Origin of the sequence: Mesorhizobium sp. M0217, from assembly GCF_040321955.1 — a bacterium.
Classification (GTDB): domain Bacteria; phylum Pseudomonadota; class Alphaproteobacteria; order Rhizobiales; family Rhizobiaceae; genus Mesorhizobium.
Map to the genome: position 1 here is coordinate 527,743 of NZ_JAMYSN010000001.1, position 22,533 is coordinate 550,275.

At 63.0% G+C, this 22,533-nt stretch carries 18 protein-coding genes; 15 read left to right on the forward strand and 3 right to left on the reverse strand.

Going from position 1 to position 22,533, the window contains the following annotated elements; genetic code table 11:
* The first annotated feature begins 59 nt into the window (after positions 1 to 59).
* The 12 genes from NKJ18_RS02640 (at position 60) to NKJ18_RS02695 (ending at position 14,374) form a co-directional block, all read left to right on the forward strand.
* On the forward strand, positions 60 to 1,898 hold the full coding sequence (locus tag NKJ18_RS02640) for a M3 family oligoendopeptidase (protein ID WP_352757768.1): 1,839 nt from the start codon (positions 60 to 62) through the stop codon (positions 1,896 to 1,898).
* A gap of 412 nt (positions 1,899 to 2,310) precedes the next feature.
* Positions 2,311 to 3,027 (forward strand): helix-hairpin-helix domain-containing protein, encoded by a 717-nt coding sequence (locus NKJ18_RS02645; RefSeq protein ID WP_023751323.1) that lies wholly within the window; start codon positions 2,311 to 2,313, stop codon positions 3,025 to 3,027.
* 163 nt (positions 3,028 to 3,190) lie between these two features.
* Positions 3,191 to 4,336 carry an aminodeoxychorismate synthase component I gene (locus NKJ18_RS02650; protein WP_352757769.1) on the forward strand — a complete coding sequence of 382 codons (1,146 nt, stop codon included), beginning with the start codon at positions 3,191 to 3,193 and terminating at the stop codon, positions 4,334 to 4,336.
* Positions 4,285 to 4,947 carry an aminotransferase class IV family protein gene (locus NKJ18_RS02655; RefSeq protein WP_031209375.1) on the forward strand — a complete coding sequence of 221 codons (663 nt, stop codon included), beginning with the start codon at positions 4,285 to 4,287 and terminating at the stop codon, positions 4,945 to 4,947. The genes NKJ18_RS02650 and NKJ18_RS02655 overlap by 52 nt, the downstream gene beginning before the upstream one ends.
* A gap of 52 nt (positions 4,948 to 4,999) precedes the next feature.
* Complete coding sequence (locus tag NKJ18_RS02660) at positions 5,000 to 5,923, forward strand: heme-dependent oxidative N-demethylase family protein (RefSeq protein WP_023701040.1); 924 nt, start codon at positions 5,000 to 5,002, stop codon at positions 5,921 to 5,923.
* 2 nt (positions 5,924 to 5,925) lie between these two features.
* Positions 5,926 to 7,164, forward strand: coding sequence for a hypothetical protein (locus tag NKJ18_RS02665; RefSeq protein WP_352757770.1), 1,239 nt, complete (start codon positions 5,926 to 5,928; stop codon positions 7,162 to 7,164).
* Between the two features lie 126 nt (positions 7,165 to 7,290).
* The gene (locus NKJ18_RS02670) at positions 7,291 to 8,736 is read left to right on the forward strand and encodes a homospermidine synthase (protein ID WP_023833567.1); all 1,446 of its coding nucleotides are present in this window, start codon (positions 7,291 to 7,293) and stop codon (positions 8,734 to 8,736) included.
* A 186-nt stretch (positions 8,737 to 8,922) separates the two neighbouring features.
* Positions 8,923 to 9,300, forward strand: coding sequence for an Omp10 family outer membrane lipoprotein (locus NKJ18_RS02675; RefSeq protein ID WP_023671949.1), 378 nt, complete (start codon positions 8,923 to 8,925; stop codon positions 9,298 to 9,300).
* Between the two features lie 197 nt (positions 9,301 to 9,497).
* Positions 9,498 to 11,525 (forward strand): 5'-nucleotidase C-terminal domain-containing protein, encoded by a 2,028-nt coding sequence (locus tag NKJ18_RS02680; protein ID WP_352757771.1) that lies wholly within the window; start codon positions 9,498 to 9,500, stop codon positions 11,523 to 11,525.
* Positions 11,526 to 11,639: 114 nt separating this feature from the next.
* Positions 11,640 to 12,704 carry a ferrochelatase gene (gene hemH, locus NKJ18_RS02685; RefSeq protein ID WP_352757772.1) on the forward strand — a complete coding sequence of 355 codons (1,065 nt, stop codon included), beginning with the start codon at positions 11,640 to 11,642 and terminating at the stop codon, positions 12,702 to 12,704.
* A 158-nt stretch (positions 12,705 to 12,862) separates the two neighbouring features.
* Entirely contained in the window at positions 12,863 to 13,813 is a 951-nt protein-coding gene (locus tag NKJ18_RS02690) for an SPFH domain-containing protein (protein WP_023686408.1), read from the forward strand.
* Positions 13,814 to 13,909: 96 nt separating this feature from the next.
* Positions 13,910 to 14,374, forward strand: a complete 465-nt coding sequence (locus tag NKJ18_RS02695; protein WP_352757773.1) for an NfeD family protein — start codon at positions 13,910 to 13,912, stop codon at positions 14,372 to 14,374.
* An 83-nt stretch (positions 14,375 to 14,457) separates the two neighbouring features.
* Here NKJ18_RS02695 and NKJ18_RS02700 read toward each other — a convergent pair whose 3' ends face one another.
* Positions 14,458 to 15,453 (reverse strand): KpsF/GutQ family sugar-phosphate isomerase, encoded by a 996-nt coding sequence (locus tag NKJ18_RS02700; RefSeq protein WP_352757774.1) that lies wholly within the window; start codon positions 15,451 to 15,453, stop codon positions 14,458 to 14,460.
* Between the two features lie 150 nt (positions 15,454 to 15,603).
* Between NKJ18_RS02700 and NKJ18_RS02705 the strand changes: the two genes are divergently transcribed.
* The gene (locus NKJ18_RS02705; protein ID WP_352757775.1) at positions 15,604 to 17,388 is read left to right on the forward strand and encodes an outer membrane beta-barrel protein; all 1,785 of its coding nucleotides are present in this window, start codon (positions 15,604 to 15,606) and stop codon (positions 17,386 to 17,388) included.
* Here the strand turns inward: NKJ18_RS02705 and galU are convergent, their stop codons facing one another.
* Positions 17,389 to 18,294, reverse strand: a complete 906-nt coding sequence (gene galU / locus NKJ18_RS02710) for a UTP--glucose-1-phosphate uridylyltransferase GalU (RefSeq protein ID WP_023714035.1) — start codon at positions 18,292 to 18,294, stop codon at positions 17,389 to 17,391.
* A 207-nt stretch (positions 18,295 to 18,501) separates the two neighbouring features.
* Here galU and NKJ18_RS02715 point away from each other — a divergent pair, with 207 nt between their 5' ends.
* Both NKJ18_RS02715 and NKJ18_RS02720 read left to right on the forward strand, forming a co-directional pair.
* A complete protein-coding gene (locus tag NKJ18_RS02715; protein ID WP_023714036.1) occupies positions 18,502 to 19,725 on the forward strand; it encodes a lytic murein transglycosylase in 1,224 nt (407 codons plus the stop codon).
* Positions 19,726 to 19,829: 104 nt separating this feature from the next.
* Positions 19,830 to 21,035 (forward strand): SGNH/GDSL hydrolase family protein, encoded by a 1,206-nt coding sequence (locus tag NKJ18_RS02720; RefSeq protein ID WP_352757776.1) that lies wholly within the window; start codon positions 19,830 to 19,832, stop codon positions 21,033 to 21,035.
* On the opposite strand, the gene NKJ18_RS02725 is transcribed toward NKJ18_RS02720, so the two are convergent.
* A complete protein-coding gene (locus NKJ18_RS02725; RefSeq protein ID WP_023686414.1) occupies positions 21,032 to 22,486 on the reverse strand; it encodes a glutamate synthase subunit beta in 1,455 nt (484 codons plus the stop codon). The genes NKJ18_RS02720 and NKJ18_RS02725 overlap by 4 nt on opposite strands.
* Positions 22,487 to 22,533 lie beyond the last annotated feature (47 nt).

Here is a 22,533-nt window from a genome sequence, read left to right on the forward strand (position 1 = left end):
GAATTCCTTAGGATTTGACCGGCTTGTCCTTTCCCCTTGATTCCAGAAGGTAATTGTTGATGCGCAGGATTCTCGGTCGGCAGCTTGCGGCGGTAGCGTCCGGTCAGGGCGCGGCGGAACTCGGCGACCTGCCGGAATGGAATCTCGCCGACCTCTATTCCGGCATGGAAGCACCCGAACTGAAGCGCGACCTTGCCAAGGCGGCGGCCGATGCCGTCGCCTTCGAGAACCGCTGGAAGGGCACGCTGGCTGCGGAGGCCGGGCGCGGCAGCGCCGGCAGGCTTGGCGAGGCGCTGACAGCCTATGAGGCGCTGGAGGAACTGATCGGCCGCATCGTCTCCTATGCCGGCCTGATCTATGCCGGCAACACCGCCGATCCGCAGCGCGCAAAGCTCTATGGCGACATCCAGGAGAAGATGACCGACGCCAGCGCGCATCTTTTGTTCTTCGCGCTGGAGCTGAACCTGATCGACGACAAGGCGCTCGAAGCAGCCCTCGCCGCCGACGCCGGCCTTGCCCATTACCGCCCCTGGGTGCTCGACCTCAGAATGGACAAGCCCTACCAGCTCGAGGACCGGGTCGAGCAGCTGTTCCATGAGAAATCGATCACCGGACGCGGTGCCTGGAACCGGCTGTTCGACGAGACGATGACCGATCTGCGCTTCGACATAGACGGCGAGGAACTGACGCTGGAGCCGGCGCTGAACCGCCTCCAGGACGCCGATGGGGAGGTCCGCCGCCGCGCCTCCGAAGCGCTGGCCGCAACCTTCCGCAAGAGCCTGCGCACCTTCACGCTGATCACCAACACGCTGGCCAAGGACAAGGAGATTTCCGACCGCTGGCGCGGCTTCGAGGACATCGCCGATTCACGCCATCTCGCCAACCGCGTCGAGCGCAGCGTGGTCGATGCGCTGGCGTCGGCCGTGCGCGAGGCCTATCCGCGCCTGTCTCATCGCTACTACGCGCTGAAGGCGCGCTGGCTCGGCATGGAGGTGATGAACCACTGGGACCGCAACGCCCCCTTGCCCGAAACGCCGCAGGCCGTGATCCCTTGGGACGACGCCAGGAACACCGTGCTGTCGGCCTATCAGCGCTTTTCCCCCGATATGGCGGAGATCGCCCGCGTCTTCTTCGACCGCAACTGGATCGACGCGCCGGTCAGGCCCGGCAAGTCGCCCGGCGCCTTCGCCCATCCGACCGTGCCTTCGGCGCACCCTTACGTGCTGCTCAACTACATGGGCAAGCCGCGCGATGTGATGACGCTGGCGCATGAACTCGGCCACGGCGTGCATCAGGTGCTGGCCGGCGGCCAGGGCGCCCTGATGGCTTCGACGCCGCTGACTTTGGCCGAGACGGCCTCAGTATTCGGCGAGATGCTGACCTTCCGTTCGCTGCTCGACCAGACCACCGACAAGCGCGAGCGCAAGGCGATGCTCGCCCAGAAGGTCGAGGACATGATCAACACGGTCGTGCGCCAGATCGCCTTCTACGAGTTCGAGCGCAAAGTGCATGCAGAGCGTAAGAACGGCGAACTGACCTCCGACAAGCTCGGCCAGTTCTGGCTCGAGGTGCAGGCAGAAAGCCTGGGGCCGGCGATCAAGCTGCGCGAGGGCTATGAGGTCTTCTGGACCTACATCCCGCACTTCGTCCACTCCCCCTTCTACGTCTACGCCTATGCCTTTGGCGACTGCCTGGTGAACTCGCTCTACGCGGTCTACCAGAACGCTGAGCATGGCTTCCAGGATAAGTATTTCGAGATGTTGCGCGCCGGCGGCACCAAGCATCACTCGGAGCTTCTCGCGCCCTTCGGCCTCGACGCCACCGACCCCGCCTTCTGGCAGATCGGGCTTGGCGTGATCGGCGGCCTGATCGACGAGTTGGAAGCGCTCGACAGTTAATGCGCGCACCCATTGGACCGATGGCGCAGAGTGGCAGGTTCAGCAGCGGCCTCGACTTTGCAGAATCGCAGAACAGTTTAGCCGGAATGCATGTGACGGCAGCTCTGTTCTTGTTCTAAATATCTGTTCTTGAATAACTCTCCGGCGAAAATTCCGTTAGCTTTCCCGAAGCCGTATGATAGCTTTCCGACTGAAGCTCAGCCGGGCGCGCGGCTTAAGGCCGGACAGTATCCCGGCCCATGGCAGCGGTCTGACGAATGCGACAGCGACGGTTGGCAATGGGCGGAAAGCCGAACGCCGACACTCGACGACAGACCGGCTGTTCCCTGAGCCGCCGAACCACATTGGATGATCCGATCTGCCAAGGTCATGACTTGGGACGGCGGCGGACGGATCCGACTGGAGAGAGACGATGACCTTCTTTTACATTGTCCTGGCGTTCCTTGTAGGTGTGTTGGTTGGCTGGTTTATCTGGGGCCGGCTGCGCGGCGAACTCGACAGCCTGCGCGGCGATCTCGACCGCACCCGCAGCGAGCGTGACAGACTGCGCGCCGACGCCGATCGCCTGACTGGCGAACTCGACGCCTGCGGCAAGACCCGCGCCGATCTCGAACGCCGGCTGCGTGAAACATCAGCTCCATCCGCCAAGCCTTCAAGTTCGGCGCCGGCCGCGCTGGTATCGACAGCGGCAAAGGCCAAGTCCGCCCCGGCCGCGAAACCGGCCCCCGCCAAACCCGCCGCGGCCAAACCAGCTGCGGCCAAATCCGCGGCCGCAAAACCAGCGGCCAGCAAACCTGCCGCCGCCAAGGCCGCGCCCAAAGCCGCTGCTTCAAAGCCCGCCGCCGTCCCGAAGAAGGCCGCCCCGGCAGCTGGGAAGGCCGATAATCTGCGCCGCCTGATCGGTATCGGCCCGGTCAACGACAAACTGCTCAAGGGCCTTGGCGTCACGACCTACGCGCAGATCGCCGGCTGGACCGCGGCCGACGTCAAGCGCATCGAGGACACGCTGAATTTCGACGGCCGCATCGCTCGCGAAAAGTGGGTCGAGCAGGCCAAGCTGCTTGCCGCCGGCGACGAAAAGGAGTTCGCACGCCAATTCCCGAGCGCCGGGACCGCCAACAACAGCTGATCCGTCATCGGCAACATAACCAGAAGGCGGCGCTCTCGGGCGCCGTCTTTGTTTTTGCATTCGCCACTGTCTTTGCGCCCTGCGACGCCGCTCCCTCGATTGCACGCCGCCCGGCCCCCATATAGAGCGGTTCTGGCGTCATCGACCGCAGTACCCGAGCCCCATGCCCCTGCCCTCTGCCATTTTCCGCAACGATGAAAGCGGCCGTCAGTTGGTCTTCGACCACCCGGCCGACATCATCATTGCCTATGATGCCAAGGATTTTCTGCCGGCGCTGGCGGCTGCGCAGGCGGCGAGCGATGCCGGCAAATGGCTGGCCGGCTATTTCTCCTACGAAGCGGGCTATCTGCTCGAACCGAAACTCGTGCCGCTGCTGCCTGAAGGCCGGCGCGCGCCATTGGTTTGTCTGGGTGTCTTCGATGCTCCGGCCGAAGAGGCCGTGCCGCGCAACGATGCGCCGGCCACCAATGGCCCCATCTTCGACGCCAGGGCCAGTTGGTCCGCTCAGGACTACGCCAGACGCTTCGCGCGCCTTCACGACCACATCCGCAAGGGCGACTGCTACCAAGGCAACCTGACCTTTCCGGTCCGTGCCCAATGGTCGGGCGATCCGGTTGCTGCCTTCGACGCACTGACAGGACGCCAGCCGGTCAAGTATGGCGCACTGATTTCGCTCGGCGATCCCATCGTCTTGTCGCGTTCGCCCGAGCTGTTCTTCGAGATCAATGCCTTAGGCATGATCGAAACCCATCCGATGAAGGGCACCGCACCGCGCGGCGCGACCAAGGCCGAGGACGCGCGGTTGAAGTCCTTCTTGCGCAGCGACGAAAAGAACCAGGCCGAGAACCGGATGATCGTCGATCTCCTGCGCAACGACATCTCCCTGATCAGCGAGATCGGCACGCTCGAAGTGCCGGAACTGTTCCGCATCGAGAGCTACCCGACCGTCCATCAGATGGTGAGCCGTGTGCGGGCGAAGCTTCTGCCTGATCTCGGCATCCGCCAAATCTTTGGCGCGCTGTTTCCCTGTGGCTCGATTACCGGCGCACCGAAAATCCGCGCCATGGAAATCCTGCACGAGCTGGAAGAGACACCGCGCGACGTCTATTGCGGCGCCATCGGCTGGATCGCGCCTGGCGGCATGATGCGCTTTTCGGTGGCGATCCGCACCATATCGCTCTTTTCCAGTGGCGAGGCCGTTTACAATGTCGGCGGCGGCGTCGTCTTCGATTCGACGGCGCAAGAGGAGTACCAGGAGTGTCTGCTGAAGGCGCGCTTCGCGACGGGGACACCGCCGATTTCGAGCTGATCGAGACCATGCGCTGGGAGCCCGGCCAGGGCTTTCTGCGCTTCGAACGCCATCTCGCGCGCCTTTATGGCTCGGCGGAAGAACTCGGCTTTGCCTGCGATCCGCAGCGGATCGGCGAGGTGCTGGCGAATACTATCGGGCCGCAGCAAAAGGCGCTGCGCACCCGGCTCGTCCTGCAGCGCGATGGCGAAGTGACCGCCTCGGTCCAGCCCTATGAGCCGTTCGCCGCCGACAAGGTCTGGCGGCTGCAGCTTGCACGGGTGCGGCTCTCCTCCACCGACACGCTGCTGCGCCACAAGACCGGCCGGCGGCAAGTCTACACTCACGCCCGCTCCGAATATCTGATCACCCAGGCCGACGAAGTGTTGCTCGCAAATGAGCGCAGCGAAATCTGCGAAGGCACCATCACCAACGTCTTCGCCGATTTCGGTGATGGCATGCTGATGACACCCAGGCTCGACTGCGGCCTGCTGCCTGGCGTATTGCGCGCCGAGCTGCTGGACGAAGGCCGCGCCCAGGAGGCGATCTACAGCTATGACGAGTTGAAATCCGCCAAAACACTGTTCGTCGGCAATTCTCTGCGCGGCTTGATCCCGGCAACATTGGCCTGATACGAAGCGGCTGCGAGAATAACCGCCGGCATTGGACACTTTCTAGCGAAGCATGAATTCTCGTCAGCCCACGCACACGCCCTATGATGGCTCCTCAAAGCTCTTCACCATCGGGCTGAAGCCGCTCGAACTCGACAAGTGGATCGAGGTCGACCGGTATCTCTTCGACCATCTCGCCGAAAAGCGCCGGCTGTATGCCGAAATCCCCGACAAGGTGTTTGTCGAGGAAGACGGCACGCGCGACGCCCAGCGCGAAGTGCGCGGCCTCATCGAAGCACATCTGCTGTCGACATTTCCCGGGATGTACCGGCGCACCAATGCCGGGGTTGAGGTCATTGGCGCCAAAGCCGACTCTGACGCCACCTTCCCCGATGCCCCGCTGGTCGCAGCGTCGCTGCTCGTCCAGGAAGACCTGATCCTGATGCGCCGTGACGACACCGGCTGGCGACTCGCCGCCGGCTCGCTGTGCTTCCCGTCATCCTGGTCGCTGGTCGAAAAATTCGGCCGGCCGCTGCAGCAGATCCACGCACCGGTGCCGGGCTTCGGTCCGGGCACCAGGCCGGCCGAGCTCATCAACCGCATGTTCGACGGCCTGCAGGGTCAGGCTGTCGAACGCTTCAACTGGTCGATCCAGGCCGACGACGCGCTCTATCATCCGCTCTCCAATGTCGAGCGCATCGACCGCGCCACCAGGCGCCCCTCGCGATTTCCCGACGGCGACGTCAACACCCACGCCTTCATCCGCGTCGAGCGCCAGACGCTGCGCAAACTGCCTCTGTCGCGCGACATCCTGTTCACCATCCGCATCCACCTCGACCCGCTGAAAGTGCTGGCGCGGCATCCCGACCGGGCAACGCTTGCCGCCTCTTTCGCGGCGCAATTGCAGGCGCTGGATGAGGCTCAACTCGACTATAAGGGGATGACGTCAGACCGTGACAGGCTGGTGCAACGCCTGCAAGCCATGACGCTGGAGTGACGATGATCCGAAAAATCCTGGAGCAAGCCGTATTGCTCGGTGCATTGCTGGCGTTGCCGGCAACGGCGCTCGCCGACCCCGTCACCTATGCCGGCAAGCTCGGCAACATCGACATCGTCGTCGAGTTTACCGGTGATCCGGCGACGGCTGGAGAGGCACTGGCGGCGCGCTATTTCTACCGCTCCAAGGGCGTCGATATTCCTCTGCAGGCGAAGTCGAGCAAGGGCGCCACCTTTCAATTGGCCGAGGAAGAAGCCTGCGATGCCAAGAAGTGCGGCGACGGCCAGGCTCCACCCATCGGCGCCGTCTGGCGGTTGAGTTCCGCCGACAAGGGCAAGACGCTGGAAGGCACCTGGACGGCCAAAAAGACCCTGCCGCTGAAGCTGACAAGGATCGCCAGCCGTGCCCAGACGGAGACGCCGGCGACGACGCCACGCGATCTCTATGATTTCACCGACATGACATTCTCGGGCGACGATGCGCCGATCACCATGGCGGCATCGCCCTACGACTATCTCAAGCTGGATTTTGCGCCCAAGGCAGACGCCAAGGAAGGTTGGCCGGATGCAGCCTACAACTATGTCACCGATCCGCGCACCAAATTCGCCAGGCCGCGCATCGTCGATCTCGCCGGCAGGGCGCCGATCGAAGCCGCCAATGCCTTGCTGCAGAACCGCCATTGGCATGACAGCCTCAGCGCCTTGACGTGCGCGGCGCTGCAATATGCCGGTTTCCACGACGGGCCGCCGATGGAGGGCATGGATGACGATTCGCTTGGCGGCTATGAAGACACGACGTCCAAAGTGACGTCATTGACGCCGAAGCTGATGAGCTGGTCGGAATCCGGCAGCCTCTATTGCGGCGGTGCGCATCCGAACAACTATTCCGACGCCTATGTCATGGACGTGCGCCGTGGCGCCTTGCTTACCCTTCACGACATGTTTTCCGATACGGTCGACGGCAAGCCAGGCCCCTCGCTGGCCACCTTCGTCAAGGAGAAGCGCAAGAAGCCAAGCGACCAGACCGAGGTGGATTACGAGGCCGAATGCGGCATCGACGATTTGATCGGCGACTATCTCGGCGCCAGCCTGAAACGCGATGGCGACAGGCAGGTTCTGGTCTTCGGGCTGCAAGGTTTGCCCAACGTCATCCAGGCTTGCGGCGACGATCTCGTTGAAATGCCGGTCTCCGAAGCACAAGCGCTGTTCACACCGGAATTCGCGAAACTGCTCGAACCGTAGGCGTATCTGCACGGCCGGGAACTAACCTTATCCCTGCTTTTCGCTTTATTGTGACAATGATCTATGGTTTGTCGCGCGGCGGTCGAACGGCCGTTTGGCGCGTTGCTTGAAGGAGTGCTCGATAAAATGGCGAATGAAAACTGGCCCGTTTACGGTGAAATCACCGGCCCTGTCGTGATGATCGGCTTTGGTTCGATCGGACGGGGAACGCTGCCTCTGATCGAGCGCCATTTCAAATTCGACAAGTCGCGCATGACGGTCATCGACCCGCTCGACACCGACCGCAAGCTGCTCGACGAGCGCGGCATCGCCTTCGTCCAGGAGCACGTGACCGAGAAAAACTACAAGAAACTGTTGACGCCGCTTTTGACCAATGGCGGCGGCCAGGGCTTTTGCATCAATCTGTCGGTCGATACCGGCTCGGTCGACCTGATGCGGCTCTGCCGCAAGCTCGGCGTGCTCTACATCGACACCGTCGTCGAGCCGTGGCGCGGCTTCTATTTCGACGCCAAGGCCGACAATGCCAGCCGCACCAACTACGCGCTGCGCGAAGCCTTGATCAAGGAGAAGCACGACAAGCCCGGCGGCGCTACCGCGGTTTCGACCTGTGGCGCCAATCCGGGCATGGTCTCGTGGTTCGTCAAGCAGGCGCTGCTGAACCTTGCCGGCGACCTCGGCCTCGAGTTTTCCGAACCGGCGCAGGACGACCGTGACGGCTGGGCGAAGCTGATGAAGAAGGCCGGCGTCAAGGGCATCCACATCGCCGAGCGCGACACCCAGCGCACCAAGAAGCCGAAGCCGATGAACGTGTTCTGGAACACCTGGTCGGTCGAGGGTTTCATCTCGGAAGGGCTGCAGCCGGCCGAGCTCGGCTGGGGCACGCATGAGAGATGGATGCCGAAGAACGGCAAGGAGCACAAGCATGGCTCCAAGGCTGCGATCTATCTCGAACAGCCCGGCGCCAACACCCGCGTGCGCTCCTGGTGCCCGACGCCGGGCGCGCAATACGGTTTCCTGGTGACGCACAATGAGGCGATCTCGATCGCCGACTTCTTCACCGTGCGCGGTAAGAAGGGCAAGGTCCAATACCGCCCGACCTGCCATTATGCCTATCACCCCTGCAACGACGCCGTGCTGTCGCTGCACGAAATGTTCGGCGCCGCCGGCAAGGCGCAACCCGTGCACCATGTGCTGGACGAAAACGAGCTGGTCGACGGCGTCGACGAGCTTGGCGTGCTGCTCTACGGCCATGCCAAGAACGCCTACTGGTACGGTTCGCAGCTGTCGCTGGCCGAAGCCCGCAAGCTGGCGCCCTACCAGAACGCTACCGGCATGCAGGTCACCTCGGCCGTGCTCGCCGGCATGGTCTGGGCGCTGGAAAACCCGGAAGCCGGCATCGTCGAGGCCGACGAGATGGACTACAAGCGCTGCCTGGAAGTGCAGTCCCAGTATCTCGGACCGGTCAAGGGCTACTACACCGACTGGACGCCGCTCGATAACCGTCCGGGCCTGTTTCCCGAGGACCTCGACAAAAGCGACCCGTGGCAATTCCGCAACATCCTCGTTCGATAGCGGTTCCATACCCCTGCCCCACTGCCTTGCAATCGCCCGGAAATCGGGCGATTGAAGGGATGCGGACGAGAGCAGTGTGCATCCGTTTGGACGCACGAGGGACGGCTCTGGAAACTTGAGGCCACGCACATCGGTTCCCCAAACGTCGTTTGGCGATTGGGCCGATGCGCCAGGAGAGGATTTGATATGACGATTGCGCGCAAAATTCTTTCTGCGGGCGCGGCGGGCGTTCTTGCGACGATGCTTGCCGCCTGCACCACCGGCGGTTCCGACGGGCCACCGATCTCATCGCAGGCGCGAGGCGTCGAAGGCTCCTGGCTGAACGCCGAGGGCAAGGCGGTCTCGACATTGAACGGCGGCGTCTTCACCACCGTTTCGGCGGAGACCGGTGAGAAATTCGCTGACGGCAGCTACACCAAGACCGGCGCCACCTCGGTCGAGATCAACGGAACCTCGCTGATCCGGCAGCAGCCAATCGCTTTCAACTGCCTGCTGGTGTCCATAAACCAGCTGAATTGCACCAGCTCCGCCGGGCAGAACTTCGTGCTGACCAGGCGCGGCTGAACCTTTCCCATGCGGCTTTGCGGATGGCGGCGGCGCGATGCCGCCGCCTTTTTTATGCCGGCAAACCGATGCCGGTTATCCGCCCTGATTCTTCTTGCATCGCCACAACCGCGATGTGAACATACCCGAAATGCTGGCTGTTATCCTGCAGTCGGGCAAGAGCGTTAAACGCCTTTGATCATATCCGGGAGACGAAGATGAAGAAGCTCGCCGCCATTGCCGCCCTCTCTGCCTCGACACTCGGCCTGTCGGCCGCACCATCCTTTGCCGACTACACGTTGAACATCCTGCATTTCAACGATTGGCACAGCCGCATCGAAGGCAACAACAAATACGAGTCGACCTGCTCGGCCGAGGAAGAGACCAAGGGTGAGTGCATCGGCGGCGCCGGCCGGCTGGTCACCGCGATCGCACAGGAGCGCAAGAAGCTCGAAGGCCAGAACGTGCTGCTGCTCAATGCCGGCGACAGCTTTCAGGGATCGCTGTTCTACATCACCTACAAGGGCACGGCGGAGGAGGAATTCCTCAATCAGATCAAGCCCGACGCGGTGACGCTCGGCAACCACGAATTCGACGATGGCGAGAGCGCGCTGGTGCCTTATCTCGACAAGGCGAAGTTCCCGATCGTCAGCGCCAATGTCGTGCCCAACGACAAGTCCGGCGCCGCAGGCAAGATCAAGCCGTCGATTGTGCTTGAGGTCGGCGGCCAGAAGATCGGCATTGTCGGCGCCGTGACCAACGACACGCCGGAACTCGCCTCTCCCGGCCCCAACATCACCATCGCCGACGACGTCAAGTCGATCACCGCCGAGGTCGAGAAGCTGAAGGCGCAAGGCGTCAACAAGATCATTGCCGTCACCCATATCGGCTACAGGCGCGAGCGCGATGTCATCGCCAAGATCCCGGGCATCGATGTGGTGGTCGGCGGCCACAGCCATTCGCTTCTGTCCAACACCGACCCGAAGGCTGAAGGCCCCTACCCGACGATGGTCGACAACCCCGACGGCTCCAGGGTGCCTGTGGTGCAGGCCGCGTCCTATTCGAAATATCTCGGCGAATTCAAGGTCGTGTTCGACGACAATGGCAACGTCAAGGAAGCCAGCGGCGACCCGATCTTCCTCGACAAGTCGATCATCCCCGATCCGGCCGTTCTTGCCCGCATCAAGGAGCTTGGCGCGCCGATCGAGGCGCTGAAGAACAAGGAAGTGGCCGAGACCACCGAGGCCATCGACGGCAGCCGCGAAAGCTGCCGCACCAAGGAATGCGCGATGGGCAACCTCGTCTCCGACGCCATCCTCGACCGCGTCAAGGGACAGGGCGTCGAGATCGTCGTCTCGAATGGCGGCGGCCTGCGTGCTTCGATCGACAAGGGCACCGTCACCATGGGCGAGGTGCTGACCGTGCTGCCGTTCCAGAACACGCTGGCGACCTTCCAGATTTCCGGAAAGGATCTGGTTGCCGGGCTGGAAAACGGCGTCAGCCAGGTCGAGGACGGCGGCGGCCGCTTCCCGCAAGTGGCAGGTCTCAAATACTCCTTCGACAAGTCGGTCGCGCCCAATGCCGGCCGAGTCAAGTCGGTCGAGGTGATGCAGAACGGTGCCTGGGCGCCAATCAATCCGGACAAGGACTATCTGGTCGCCACCAACAATTACGTCCGCCAGGGCGGCGACGGCTACAAGGTCTTCGCCGAGAAGGCCAAGAACGCCTATGATTACGGCCCGGGCCTCGAACAGGTGGTCGCCGACTATCTCGCCGCGCACCGGCCCTACACGCCCAAGCTCGACGGCCGCATCACCGAGGTTGCCGCAACCGTAGCGGCTGCCCCGGCCGCCGAGCCGGCAAAACCAGCCGAACCGGCACCTGCTCCAGCCGAACCGGCAAAACCGGCCGAGGCTGCACCGGCGGAGCCGGCGATGCCCGCATTGCCGGCAGGCTCCGGCGACATCACCACCACGCCGCCGACTGTCCCGGCGGAAACCGCCCCGGCAACGCCGGCTCCGGCCGAACCGGCAAAACCGGCCGAAGCCGCACCTGCTCCGGCAAAGCCGGCTGACGCCGCCCCGGCCGAAGCCAGCCATGTCATCGTCGCCGGCGATACCTTTTGGGATCTCGCCAAGAAGGCCTACGGCGACGGCGCCAAGTGGAAGGTGATCTCGGAGGCCAACAAAGGCTACGAGCCACGCCGGCTTCCGGTCGGCGCGACCCTGACCATTCCAGCGAAGTAACCTCGCTTCGCGCTTGCGACCAGGGTAAGGTGCGGCCAGACGCGGCATTGAAAACTCGCGCCACATCGCTAGTTTCGCCCGACATCGTCGGTTTCGCGGTGTCGGGAGACCTTCATGACGCTTTCCACGCCTGTCGACCCCAAATCCGCGAAAGCGCTCGACCCGCTGCCGGCCGGACATCCGCCGGTAAAGGCAGGCAAGATCGGCGTCATGTTGGTCAATCTCGGCACGCCGGACGGTACTGATTTCAAGCCGATGTGGCGCTATCTCCGCGAATTCCTGTCCGATCCGCGCGTTATCGAGCTCAACAAGGCGATCTGGTATCCGATCCTCTACGGCTTGGTGCTGACCACGAGGCCGAACAAGTCCGGCGCCAATTACGCCAGGATATGGAACCGCGAGAGGAACGAGTCGCCGCTGCGCACCTACACCCGCGCGCAGGGCGAAAAGCTGGCCGCAGCGCTCATCGACCTACCCAATGTCGTGGTCGACTGGGCGATGCGCTACGGCAACCCCTCGACCGCGAGCGTCGCTCAAAGGTTGGTCGAGCAAGGCTGCGACCGCATCCTGTCGTTCCCACTCTACCCGCAATACTCCGCGACCACGACCGCCACCGCCAATGACCAGCTTTTTCGCGCGCTGATGAAGATGCGCCGCGCGCCTGCCGTGCGCAGTGTTCCGCCCTACTATGACGAGCCGGTCTACATCGAGGCGCTCGCCCATTCGATCGAACGGCATCTGGCAACGCTCGACTTCGAGCCGGAGGTGGTCATCACCTCCTATCACGGCATCCCGAAGCCCTATTTCGAAAAGGGTGATCCCTATCACTGCCACTGCCAGAAGACGACCCGACTGTTGCGTGAACGACTGGGGTGGGATGAAAAGAAGCTGATCATCACCTTCCAGTCGCGCTTCGGCGCCCAGGAATGGCTGCAGCCCTACACCGACAAGACGGTCGAGAAACTGGCGAAGGACGGCGTCAAATCGATCGCCATCGTCAATCCAGGCTTTTCCGTCGACTGCATCGAGACGTTGGACGAAATCGGCCGCGAGGCGGCCGAGACCTTCCATCACGCCGGCGGCGAGAAATTCGCGCACATCCCGTGCCTCAACGACAGTGCAGAAGGCATGGCGGTGATCGAGGCGATGGTGCGGCGCGAGCTGTCGGGCTGGGTCTGAGGCCGCCACGTTGCGGCGATCGATCGCCGCAGTTGCGCTATTCCATGCACTAATAATCAGCGATCACCTGATTGTAACATTATTGAAACACACCTAAGTGTTTGGTGAAGTCGGTTGCATGGAATCAACGCCATGGCCGGCATCTGAGGGAGATTCAAATGGACTTCAGTGGTTTCGGTATTGCGATTGGTGCGCTTGCCTTTCTGGTGTTGGTGCTTCTTATCAAAGGCATCCGGACAATCCCGCAAGGCTATAATTATACGGTGGAGCGCTTCGGTCGTTACACCAAAACACTAAGCCCCGGCCTCAACCTCATCGTGCCGTTCGTCGACCGTATCGGCGCCAAGATGAACATGATGGAGCAGGTGCTCGACGTTCCGAGCCAGGAAATCATAACGCGCGACAACGCCATTGTCGGCGTCGACGGCATCGCCTTCTACCAGATCCTCAATGCGGCGCAGGCCGCCTACCAGGTCGCCGGCCTGGAGAACGCCATCCTCAATTTGACGATGACCAACATCCGTACCGTCATGGGTTCGATGGACCTCGACGAATTGCTGTCGAACCGCGACGCCATCAACGAACGGCTGCTGCGCGTCGTCGACGAAGCGGCGCATCCGTGGGGCATCAAGATCACCCGCGTCGAGATCAAGGACATCAATCCGCCGGCCAACCTCATCGAATCGATGGGCCGTCAGATGACCGCCGAACGCAACAAGCGTGCGCAGATCCTCGCCGCCGAAGGCCTCAAGCAGTCGCAGATCCTCGAGGCCGAGGGCCGCAAGGAAGCCGCCTTCCGCGACGCCGAGGCGCGCGAACGCTCGGCCGAGGCCGAAGCGCGAGCCACCCAGGTTGTATCGGAAGCCATCTCCAAGGGCGACGTGCAGGCACTCAACTACTTCGTGGCGCTCAAATACACCGAAGCGATGGGCAAGATCGGCACCGCCAACAACAGCAAGGTCGTGCTGATGCCGATGGAAGCCTCGGCGCTGATCGGCACGCTCGGCGGCATAAGCGAGATCGCCAGGGAGGTATTCCGCAGCGAAGGCACCGCCGGCGCCGCCAGGCAGGCCGCCCGCCCTCCGGTGGTTCGCCCGAATGAGAACTGAGACCCGGCGAGAACTGAGGTCGCGAGCATGATCCCGAAAAGTGGGAACCGGTTTTCGGAAAAGATCATGCTCCACAGGAAGTAGGAGCGCACTCCCATGTTCGACCGCATCATTTCCGAACTTGGTCCGTGGAACTGGATGGTTCTGGGCTTCGTCCTCCTGGTGATGGAGGTCATCGCGCCAGGAATATTCATGCTGTGGATCGGCATCGCCGCATTGGTGATCGGTGTGATTTCCCTGCTGATCTGGGACGCAAGCTTCTGGGCCTGGGAAGTCCAGGTCCTCGCCTTCCTGGCCCTGTCGCTGGTCTCGGCCCTTGCCGGAAAGAAGCTGGTTGGTGGGCGTAATACCCCTAGCGACCAGCCGCTGCTCAACCGGCGCGGCGCGCAGTTGGTCGGCAGGATGGCAACGCTGGCCGAGCCGATCAAGGACGGTCGCGGCCGCATCAAGCTCGGCGACACGCTGTGGCGCGTCTCCGGTCCCGACCTGCCGGCCGGCACGCAGGTGCGCGTCGTCAGTTCGGCCGACACCGATCTGGAACTGACGGTCGAAGCCGTCTGAGCGCCCGAAAGCCCGCAGCGCATTTTGGCAGAAATCGAAGCGCGTCGCGTAGGTCACCCCAACGCGACGCGGTTTTAGTTTCCTCAGGCCGCGCCGATACGCAGCAAATCGTGGAAGTGAATCACCCCAACGGGCATCCTGTTTTCGGTCACCACCAGGGCACCGATATTGTATTCGTTGAGAAGCGCGATCGCCGTACCAGCCAGCGTCTGCGGATCGACCGTCTTCGGCGTGCGGGTCATGATGTCGTCCACGGCGATATCGGCCAGGTTTCGATGCAGATTGCGCGCGACATCACCGTCAGTGATGATCCCGACCAGCTCGCCCTTCCCGTCGACGACACAGACACAACCGACTTTCTTGTTCGACAACGTCATCACCGCTTCCGGCATCTTGGTACCGAGCGCCGCTAGCGGAATCTGATCGCCGACCCGCATGATCTCGGAGACGAGAGTCAGATTGGCGCCGAGCTGGCCGCCGGGGTGGAACGTGCGGAAATGGTCGGGTGTGAAGCCGCGCGCTTCGAGCAGCGCGATGGCCAGCGCATCGCCGACCACCAGTTGCAGCAGGGTCGATGTCGTCGGCGCCAGACCGTGCGGACAGGCTTCCGGCACGGACGGCAGGAGCAGCACCACGTCGGCCGCGCGCGCCAGCGCCGAGGCCGCGCCCGCGGTAATCGCAATCAGCGGGATCGAGAAGCGCCTGGAATAGGCGACGATGCCCATCAATTCTTTGCTCTCGCCGGACCATGACATGGCGATGATGGCATCGTCTCTGGCGATCATGCCGAGGTCGCCATGGTTTGCTTCCGCCGGATGGACGAAGAAGGCGGGCGTACCGGTCGAGGCCAGCGTGGCCGCGATCTTGGAGCCTATATGACCACTCTTGCCGACGCCGGTGACGATGACCCGGCCATCAATGCGCGACACGATGTCGACGGCGCTGGCGAAAGGTTCGGCCAATTCGTTCTCCAGCGCGGCGGCCAATGCCGCCACGCCGGCCTGTTCCGTGGCTACCGTTCTCAGCGCCGAGGCGACCGAAGCCTCCAAAGGCTTCTTTTCTGGGGATCCCGCATGCATGGCTGATGCGATTAGCGCTTTGCCGTTCGCCTGTCCAACAGAATTGCCGTCCAGCCATGTCGTACAGGCACACCTTCAACCCTCCGTTAACCATCCCCGTTTACGGTTCGGTAAGTATGGCGCGCTTGCGCCGCGCAAGCAGTGGTGACGATGTCGCGGGCCCAGCCTCAAGAGAAAAAAGGTCGAACGGGCAGAGCCTTTTGCGCTCTGCTTCTGGCGACGAGCGTGCTCGCTTTGCTGCGGCCAACTGCGCTTCATGCCCAGGAGACCGAGCTGCGCGGCGAAGTTTCGGAATCGGCGATCCTGTCCGACCAGCAGCGCCGGGCCAGGCAATTGAGCAAGGCCAACACGCAGGTCAAGCCCGCCCCTGCCGACACCGCCCCCACGGGAAACACGCCAACCGCCTATGTGCCGGCCAGCGATGGCGCCTTGCCTGACGACACCGACCCGTCACAGGCCGGCGCAAACAGCATTTTCGACCCGCCGGCGACCATCGACGATTCGTTCGCCGACAAGCCGCCAACCGTCCAGCCACGCCGTCCGTCGACGGCAAAGCAACGCGCCGCCGCGGATGCAGACAAGGCCAAGGACAAAACCAAGGCTGCCGACAAGAAGAAGCCTGGCAAAGCCACGGACCAGACCACCACCGCCGCGACCCCGGACGGCACTGCGGCAGGCGACGCCGATCAGGACATAGCCAACCGCCGTGTCCTCACCGTCGACGGCGTCGACCGACGAAAGCTCGACCCCGGCGCCGAGCGCACCGACGCCATCGAGGGCCTGAAGAAGAAGCTCGAGGACGACCCGTACGCGGCAACCGGCATCAAGGTCGGCTCGTTCCTGCTGCGGCCGGCGCTCGAGCAGGGCGTTGCCGTCACGTCGAACGCCGATTCCAGCGCTGGCGGCAAGTCGGCGGTGCTGTCCGAAACGGCGCTGCGTTTCTCCGCCGCCTCCGATTGGCGCGAGAATTCGGCGGTCATCGACGGCTACGGTAATTTCCGCAACACCATTTCGGGCCAGAAGATCAATGAGGCACGCGGCCGTATCCAAGGCACGTACAATGTCGACCTCGACAATGAACTGCGCGCCATCGCCAAGCTCGGCTACGAGATTGCACCGGAATCGGCCTCCGCGCCCGACGCCATTGCCGGCGTCAAATCGCAGCCGATCCGCCAGACGGTCGACGGCAGCCTCGGCGTCGAGAAGGACGTCGGCAAGATGCGCTTTGCGCTGACCGGCGCCGTCTCCCACGACATCTATGGCGATGCCGAACTTACCGATGGCACCTCGCTGTCGCAGAAGGACCAGGACAACACGCTCTACACCGCAACGTTGCGGACCGGCTATGAAATTTCCCCGGCTCTGACGCCCTTTGCCGAGATTGAGCTCGGCCGCCGGGTATATGACCAACGGATCGACAACAAGGGCTTCGAGCGCTCTTCGACCCGGCTTGGCGCGCGCGCCGGTATCGAAGTCGACATGGGCGAGAAGCTCAAGGGTGAGTTCTCGGCCGGCTGGCTGAGGGAGGCGATCGACGACAAGAACCTGGAGGCGATTTCGGGAGCCACCATCAATGCCGACCTCAAATGGTCGCCCGAGCGCGGCACCATCATCGGCCTCACCGGGCGAACCACGGTCGAAGGCACGACGAATGCCGGTGAGAGCGGCGACATCCTCTATTCCGGCCGCCTCACCGGCGAGCGGCAGATCCGCGCCGACCTGACCGGCAACGCAGCCCTTGGGCTCGACTGGCGCAATTACACCGGCTCCGACGGCCATGACATGACACTGAGTGCAGAGGCCGGGCTGACCTGGTGGCTGAACCGCTATGTCGGCCTCACCAGCCGCGCCCGCACCGAAAAGCTGACCAGCAATCTGCCCGGGCGCAACTACACCGCCAACAGCATCTATTTGGGGCTGAAGCTGCAGCGGTAGCTAAAAAGCAGCGCCGCGACGCTCGGACGGCTTCATCTCATCGAGCAGCGTGCGGATGACGCCGGCCATGTTCTCGTTCATGTCGCTGCGCCACAGCGCGAAGGCGACATTGGCCTCGACGAAGCCTTCCGGCGAGCCGCAATCGAAGGTGCGGCCCTGAAAGTGGTAGCCAAAGAAGGGCTGCTGCTTTTCCAGCTTCAGCATCGCGTCGGTGAGCTGGATCTCGTTGCCGGCGCCCTTTTCCTGGCTTTCGAGGATCTTGAAAATCTCGGGCTGCAGGATGTAGCGGCCGTTGATGTAGAGATTGGACGGCGCGGTGCCGGTCTTCGGCTTTTCGACCATCTCGGTGATGCGGAAGCCGTGATGCGTGTCCTCGCCGCGGCCGACAATGCCATATTTGTGGGTCTCGGCCGGATCGCATTCCTGCACGGCGATGATGTTGTTGCCCGTCTCCTCGTAGAGCTCGACCATGGCCTTCGTGCAGCTCTTCTCCGACTGCATGATCATGTCGGGCAGCAACAGCGCGAAGGGTTCGTCGCCGACCAGTTCACGGGCGCACCAGACGGCATGGCCAAGCCCCATCGGCACCTGCTGGCGGGTGAAGGAGGTCTGCCCAGGCGCCGGCTGCAGCCGCTGCAGGCGGGCCAACTGCTCGTCCTTGCCGCGCTGTGCCAGCGTATCATAGAGCTCGAACTGGATATCGAAATGGTCTTCTATGACCGCCTTGTTGCGGCCGGTGACAAAGATGAAATGTTCGATGCCGGCCTCGCGCGCCTCATCAACGACATACTGGATGACGGGCCGGTCGACGACGGTCAGCATCTCCTTGGGGATGGCCTTTGTGGCCGGGAGAAACCGTGTGCCGAGACCGGCGACCGGGAAAACTGCCTTGCGAACTCGCTTCATGCGTCAATTATCCGTTTGAGGGCGTGCCCGGCAATCCCGCCTCGCGACATTTTCGCGCCGGAATTGTGGATTATCGGGCCATTGAGGGAAACATCAACCGGTAAAGCATCCAGGTGTCTTTTCGTTCCAGGCGCCGCCTATGGTAAACCAATTGCTAACCCGGTTCGGCGATGAATGGTCTTTCCTGAGATAAAGAAAGGGGAAAATATGTCCGTTCGCAGTGCCGCAAAACTCTTTACCAGCGTGCTGACGGCGGCCAGCCTCTCGCTCGCCTTGCTGATGCCGGCCGGACCGGCCTTCGCCGATGCCGGGTTTCGGCAATGGGTCGCCGGCTTCCGCGCCACCGCCGTGGCGGGCGGCGTTTCCGGCGCGGTCTACGACCGGGCGTTCCGGGGCATCAATGAACCCGACCCGGTGGTGCTGGAAAAGGCACGCACCCAGCCCGAATTCACCGCACCTGCCTGGGACTATTTCGACAACCGCGTCCACGACCAGTCCGTTGCCGTCGGCCAGCAGATGGCCAGGAAATGGAAGCCGTGGCTGGAACGGATCGAGGCGAGGTTCGGCGTCGACCGCTACATCCTGCTCGCCATCTGGTCGATGGAATCGAATTATGGCGAGATCCTCAAGCGCGACGACATCATGCGCAATGTCATCCGCTCGCTGGCAACCCTCGCCTATGGCGACCCGAAGCGTTCGAAATTCGCCCGCACCCAATTGGTCGCCGCGCTGAAAATCCTGCAGACCGGCGACATCGACGAAAGCCACCTGATGGGCTCCTGGGCCGGCGCCATGGGCCAGACCCAGTTCATCCCGACCAGCTACCAGCATTATGCCGTCGACATGGACGGCAACGGCAAGCGCGACATCTGGAATTCGATCCCCGATGCGTTGGCGACATCAGCCAATCTGCTGAAGAAGAATGGCTGGCAGGGCGGCAAGACCTGGGGCTACGAGGTCACCATTCCGGCGGGCAAACTGCCGGCCGGCTCGAAGACATTGGCGCAGTGGCAGGCGCTCGGCGTCGCCAGGGCCAATGGCAAGCCGTTCAAGAACGCAACCGACAAGGCGACCCTGAAAGTGCCGGACGGCCGCGGCGGACCGGCCTTCCTGATGATCAAGAACTTCTCCGTCATAAAGGCCTACAACAACGCCGACAAATATGCCCTGGCCGTCGGCCTTCTTGCCGACGAAATCGCCGGCTCTAATGGTCTGGTGCAGGACTGGAAGCGGCCCTTCACCAAACTGTCCTTCGAGGAAAGGCAGGAGTTGCAGAAGCGGCTTTCGCAGCACGGACTTTACGACGGCAAGTTCGACGGCAAGATCGGTGACGGCACGAAAACCGCCATCATGACCTATCAGGCAACGGTCGGCTTGACCCAGGACGGGTATCCGAGCATGGAAGTGCTCAAATGGCTCAGAAAGAAATAGAGCCGGCGACGGCAGCGCGCATCTGTGACGCGCAAGGGATGCCGTAGCATCGGTCTGTGCATGATCCCCTGCGAGGGCCATGCACCAAGGGATGGAGAGGGTGCTTGGTTTCGGCAACGCGTATCCGTGTGATCGTTTTCCGCTTGCCGATCCTCGTTCTGGCCATCGTTGTCCTGGCGACGGGACTCGCCGGCACTTTCCACACACCGGCTTTGGCGCAGGAACAACCGCAGAACCGCGGCTGGTCGCTGCGCGACCTTCTGTTCCCGCGCCGCAGCGAACGCATCGAGCCGCCGCTCGACGTCCGCAAGGCAAAGCCGAAGGTCAAGAAGAAGCCCCGTGCACCCGTTGAACCTTCCGCTCCGATTGTCGAGAAGACACCGGATGCCCACGTCGTTCTGGTGATCGGCGATTTCATGGCCAACGGCCTGGCCGAAGGCCTCGAAACAGCCTTTGCCGATAATGCCAACGTCAGGATCGTCGAGCGCGTCAACGGTTCTTCGGGTTTCGTGCGCGATGATGTCTACAACTGGCCCGAACAGGTCAAATCGCTGGTCGAGACCGAAAAACCCTCCGTGGTCGTCGTCATGCTCGGCTCCAACGACCGCCAGCAGATGCGCGTCAACGATGTGCGCGAGCAGCCGCGCTCCGAGAACTGGACCAAGGAATACGAACGCCGGACCGAAGCCTTGGGAAAGGCACTGGCGGCGACCAAGGTGCCTTATCTGTGGGTCGGCATGCCAGCCTTCAAGACGCCGAAGATGACCTCCGACATGCTGGCATTCAACGACATCTACCACTCGGCTGCCGAGAAGAACGGCGGCGAATTCGTCGATGTCTGGGATGGGTTCGTCGACGAGAACGGCGCCTTTGTCTCGACCGGCCCCGACATTAACGGCCAGGCCGTGCGGCTGCGCTCCGACGACGGCATCAACGTCTCGAAAGCCGGCAAGCGAAAGCTCGCCTTCTACACCGAAAAGCCGCTGGCCAAGATCCTCGGCCTGGCAGCGCCGGGAAGCGTGGTGACGGCTGCCGCACCGGCCGGCGCCCCGGTCGAGGCGCCGTCGCTGCCCGCCGCCCCGATCGTGGTCGACCGCACCGTTCCGATGCTGCTCAACGATCCGGCGCTCGACGGCGGTACCGAACTTCTCGGTGCGGCGGCGGCGCCGAAAGCCAATCCGGATCTGCCCGGCGAAAAACTAATCCTCGAAGGCAAGGCGCCCGAGGCCTCGCCCGGCCGCGCCGACGACTTCTCGTGGCCGCCCAAGGCCGCTGCCGCGACGGATACGACGACGGCGATCAACCGTTAACGGGGGAGTACCGTCGACCCCATCAGCGCTTCATCGATCGAGCGCGCGGCCTGGCGGCCTTCGCGGATCGCCCACACAACCAGCGACTGGCCGCGGCGCACATCACCTGCGGCGTAGAGCTTGTCGACGCTGGTCTTGTAGTCGCGATCGTTGGCTTCGACATTGCGGGAACGGCGGCTGTCGGTGGTGATTTTCATCTCACCGTCCAGCTCTTTCGCGACGCCGGCGGCAGCCGGTCCGGCAAAGCCGATGGCGATGAAGGCGAGGTCTGCACGGATGACGAATTCGGTGCCGGGGATAGGCTTGCGCTTCTCGTCGACTTCGCAGCATTTGACGCCGGTCAGCTGGCCGTCCTCGCCGATGAATTCGAGCGTCGCCACCTGGAATTCGCGCTCCGCACCTTCGGCCTGTGAGGACGAGGTGCGCATCTTGGTCGCCCAGTAAGGCCAGACCGAAAGCTTGTCTTCCTTCTCCGGCGGCTGCGGGCGGATGTCGAGCTGGGTGACGCGCACCGCGCCCTGGCGGAAGGCGGTGCCGACGCAGTCGGACGCGGTATCGCCGCCGCCGACGACGACGACATGCTGGCCGCCGGCGATGATCGGATGCGACGGCCAGGCCACCGACTGGATCGGCTCGCCGCCGACGCGACGGTTCTGCTGCACCAGATAGGGCATGGCGTCATAGACGCCGCCGAGATCGTCGCCCGGAATATTGGCCGGACGCGGCGATTCCGAACCGCCGCAATAGAGCACCGCATCGTATCCGGCGAGCAACTCTGCCACCGGCTTGTCGACGCCGACATTGACGCCGCAATGGAAGGTCACGCCCTCGCCCTGCATCTGCTCGATGCGGCGGTCGATATAGTGCTTCTCGATCTTGAAGTCGGGAATGCCGTAGCGCATCAGCCCGCCGGGACGGCTCTCACGCTCATAAACGCTGACCTCGTGGCCGGCGCGGCCAAGCTGCTGCGCCGCCGCCATCCCTGCCGGGCCGGAGCCGATGACAGCGACCCGCTTGCCCGTCTTCTTCTCTGGCGGATAAGGCCGGATATGGCCGGTTTCATAAGCCTTGTCGGCGATTGCCTGTTCGACAGTCTTGATGGCAACCGGAATGTCCTCGAGGTTCAGCGTGCAGGCTTCCTCGCAGGGCGCGGGGCAGATGCGGCCGGTGAACTCGGGGAAATTGTTGGTCGAATGCAGGTTGCGGATCGCATTGTCCCAGTCGCCATTGTAGACGAGGTCGTTCCAGTCCGGGATCTGGTTGTGGATCGGGCAACCGGTCGGCCCGTGGCAGAACGGGATGCCGCAATCCATGCAGCGCGCGGCCTGTTTCTCGACCTCCTTGTCCGACATCGGCAGCGTGAATTCACGAAAATGCCGGATGCGGTCGGAGGCCGGCTGGTACTTGTGCACCTGCCGGTCGATTTCGAGAAAGCCTGTTACCTTGCCCATAGTCCAGTTCCTGCTGTCCAGATGGTGCGGTTTTCGCACCCGTTAAC

Coding starts and splice junctions, on each gene's coding strand:
- NKJ18_RS02660 (WP_023701040.1), top strand. CDS start 5,000: ATGAATTCTCGTCAGCCCACGCACACGCCCTATGATGGCTCCTCAAAG.
- NKJ18_RS02645 (WP_023751323.1), top strand. CDS start 2,311: ATGACCTTCTTTTACATTGTCCTGGCGTTCCTTGTAGGTGTGTTGGTT.
- NKJ18_RS02640 (WP_352757768.1), top strand. CDS start 60: ATGCGCAGGATTCTCGGTCGGCAGCTTGCGGCGGTAGCGTCCGGTCAG.
- NKJ18_RS02705 (WP_352757775.1), top strand. CDS start 15,604: ATGTCGCGGGCCCAGCCTCAAGAGAAAAAAGGTCGAACGGGCAGAGCC.
- NKJ18_RS02725 (WP_023686414.1), bottom strand. CDS start 22,486: ATGGGCAAGGTAACAGGCTTTCTCGAAATCGACCGGCAGGTGCACAAG.
- NKJ18_RS02680 (WP_352757771.1), top strand. CDS start 9,498: ATGAAGAAGCTCGCCGCCATTGCCGCCCTCTCTGCCTCGACACTCGGC.
- NKJ18_RS02690 (WP_023686408.1), top strand. CDS start 12,863: ATGGACTTCAGTGGTTTCGGTATTGCGATTGGTGCGCTTGCCTTTCTG.
- NKJ18_RS02675 (WP_023671949.1), top strand. CDS start 8,923: ATGACGATTGCGCGCAAAATTCTTTCTGCGGGCGCGGCGGGCGTTCTT.
- hemH (WP_352757772.1), top strand. CDS start 11,640: ATGACGCTTTCCACGCCTGTCGACCCCAAATCCGCGAAAGCGCTCGAC.
- galU (WP_023714035.1), bottom strand. CDS start 18,294: ATGAAGCGAGTTCGCAAGGCAGTTTTCCCGGTCGCCGGTCTCGGCACA.
- NKJ18_RS02670 (WP_023833567.1), top strand. CDS start 7,291: ATGGCGAATGAAAACTGGCCCGTTTACGGTGAAATCACCGGCCCTGTC.
- NKJ18_RS02715 (WP_023714036.1), top strand. CDS start 18,502: ATGTCCGTTCGCAGTGCCGCAAAACTCTTTACCAGCGTGCTGACGGCG.
- NKJ18_RS02650 (WP_352757769.1), top strand. CDS start 3,191: ATGCCCCTGCCCTCTGCCATTTTCCGCAACGATGAAAGCGGCCGTCAG.
- NKJ18_RS02700 (WP_352757774.1), bottom strand. CDS start 15,453: ATGCATGCGGGATCCCCAGAAAAGAAGCCTTTGGAGGCTTCGGTCGCC.
- NKJ18_RS02665 (WP_352757770.1), top strand. CDS start 5,926: ATGATCCGAAAAATCCTGGAGCAAGCCGTATTGCTCGGTGCATTGCTG.
- NKJ18_RS02695 (WP_352757773.1), top strand. CDS start 13,910: ATGTTCGACCGCATCATTTCCGAACTTGGTCCGTGGAACTGGATGGTT.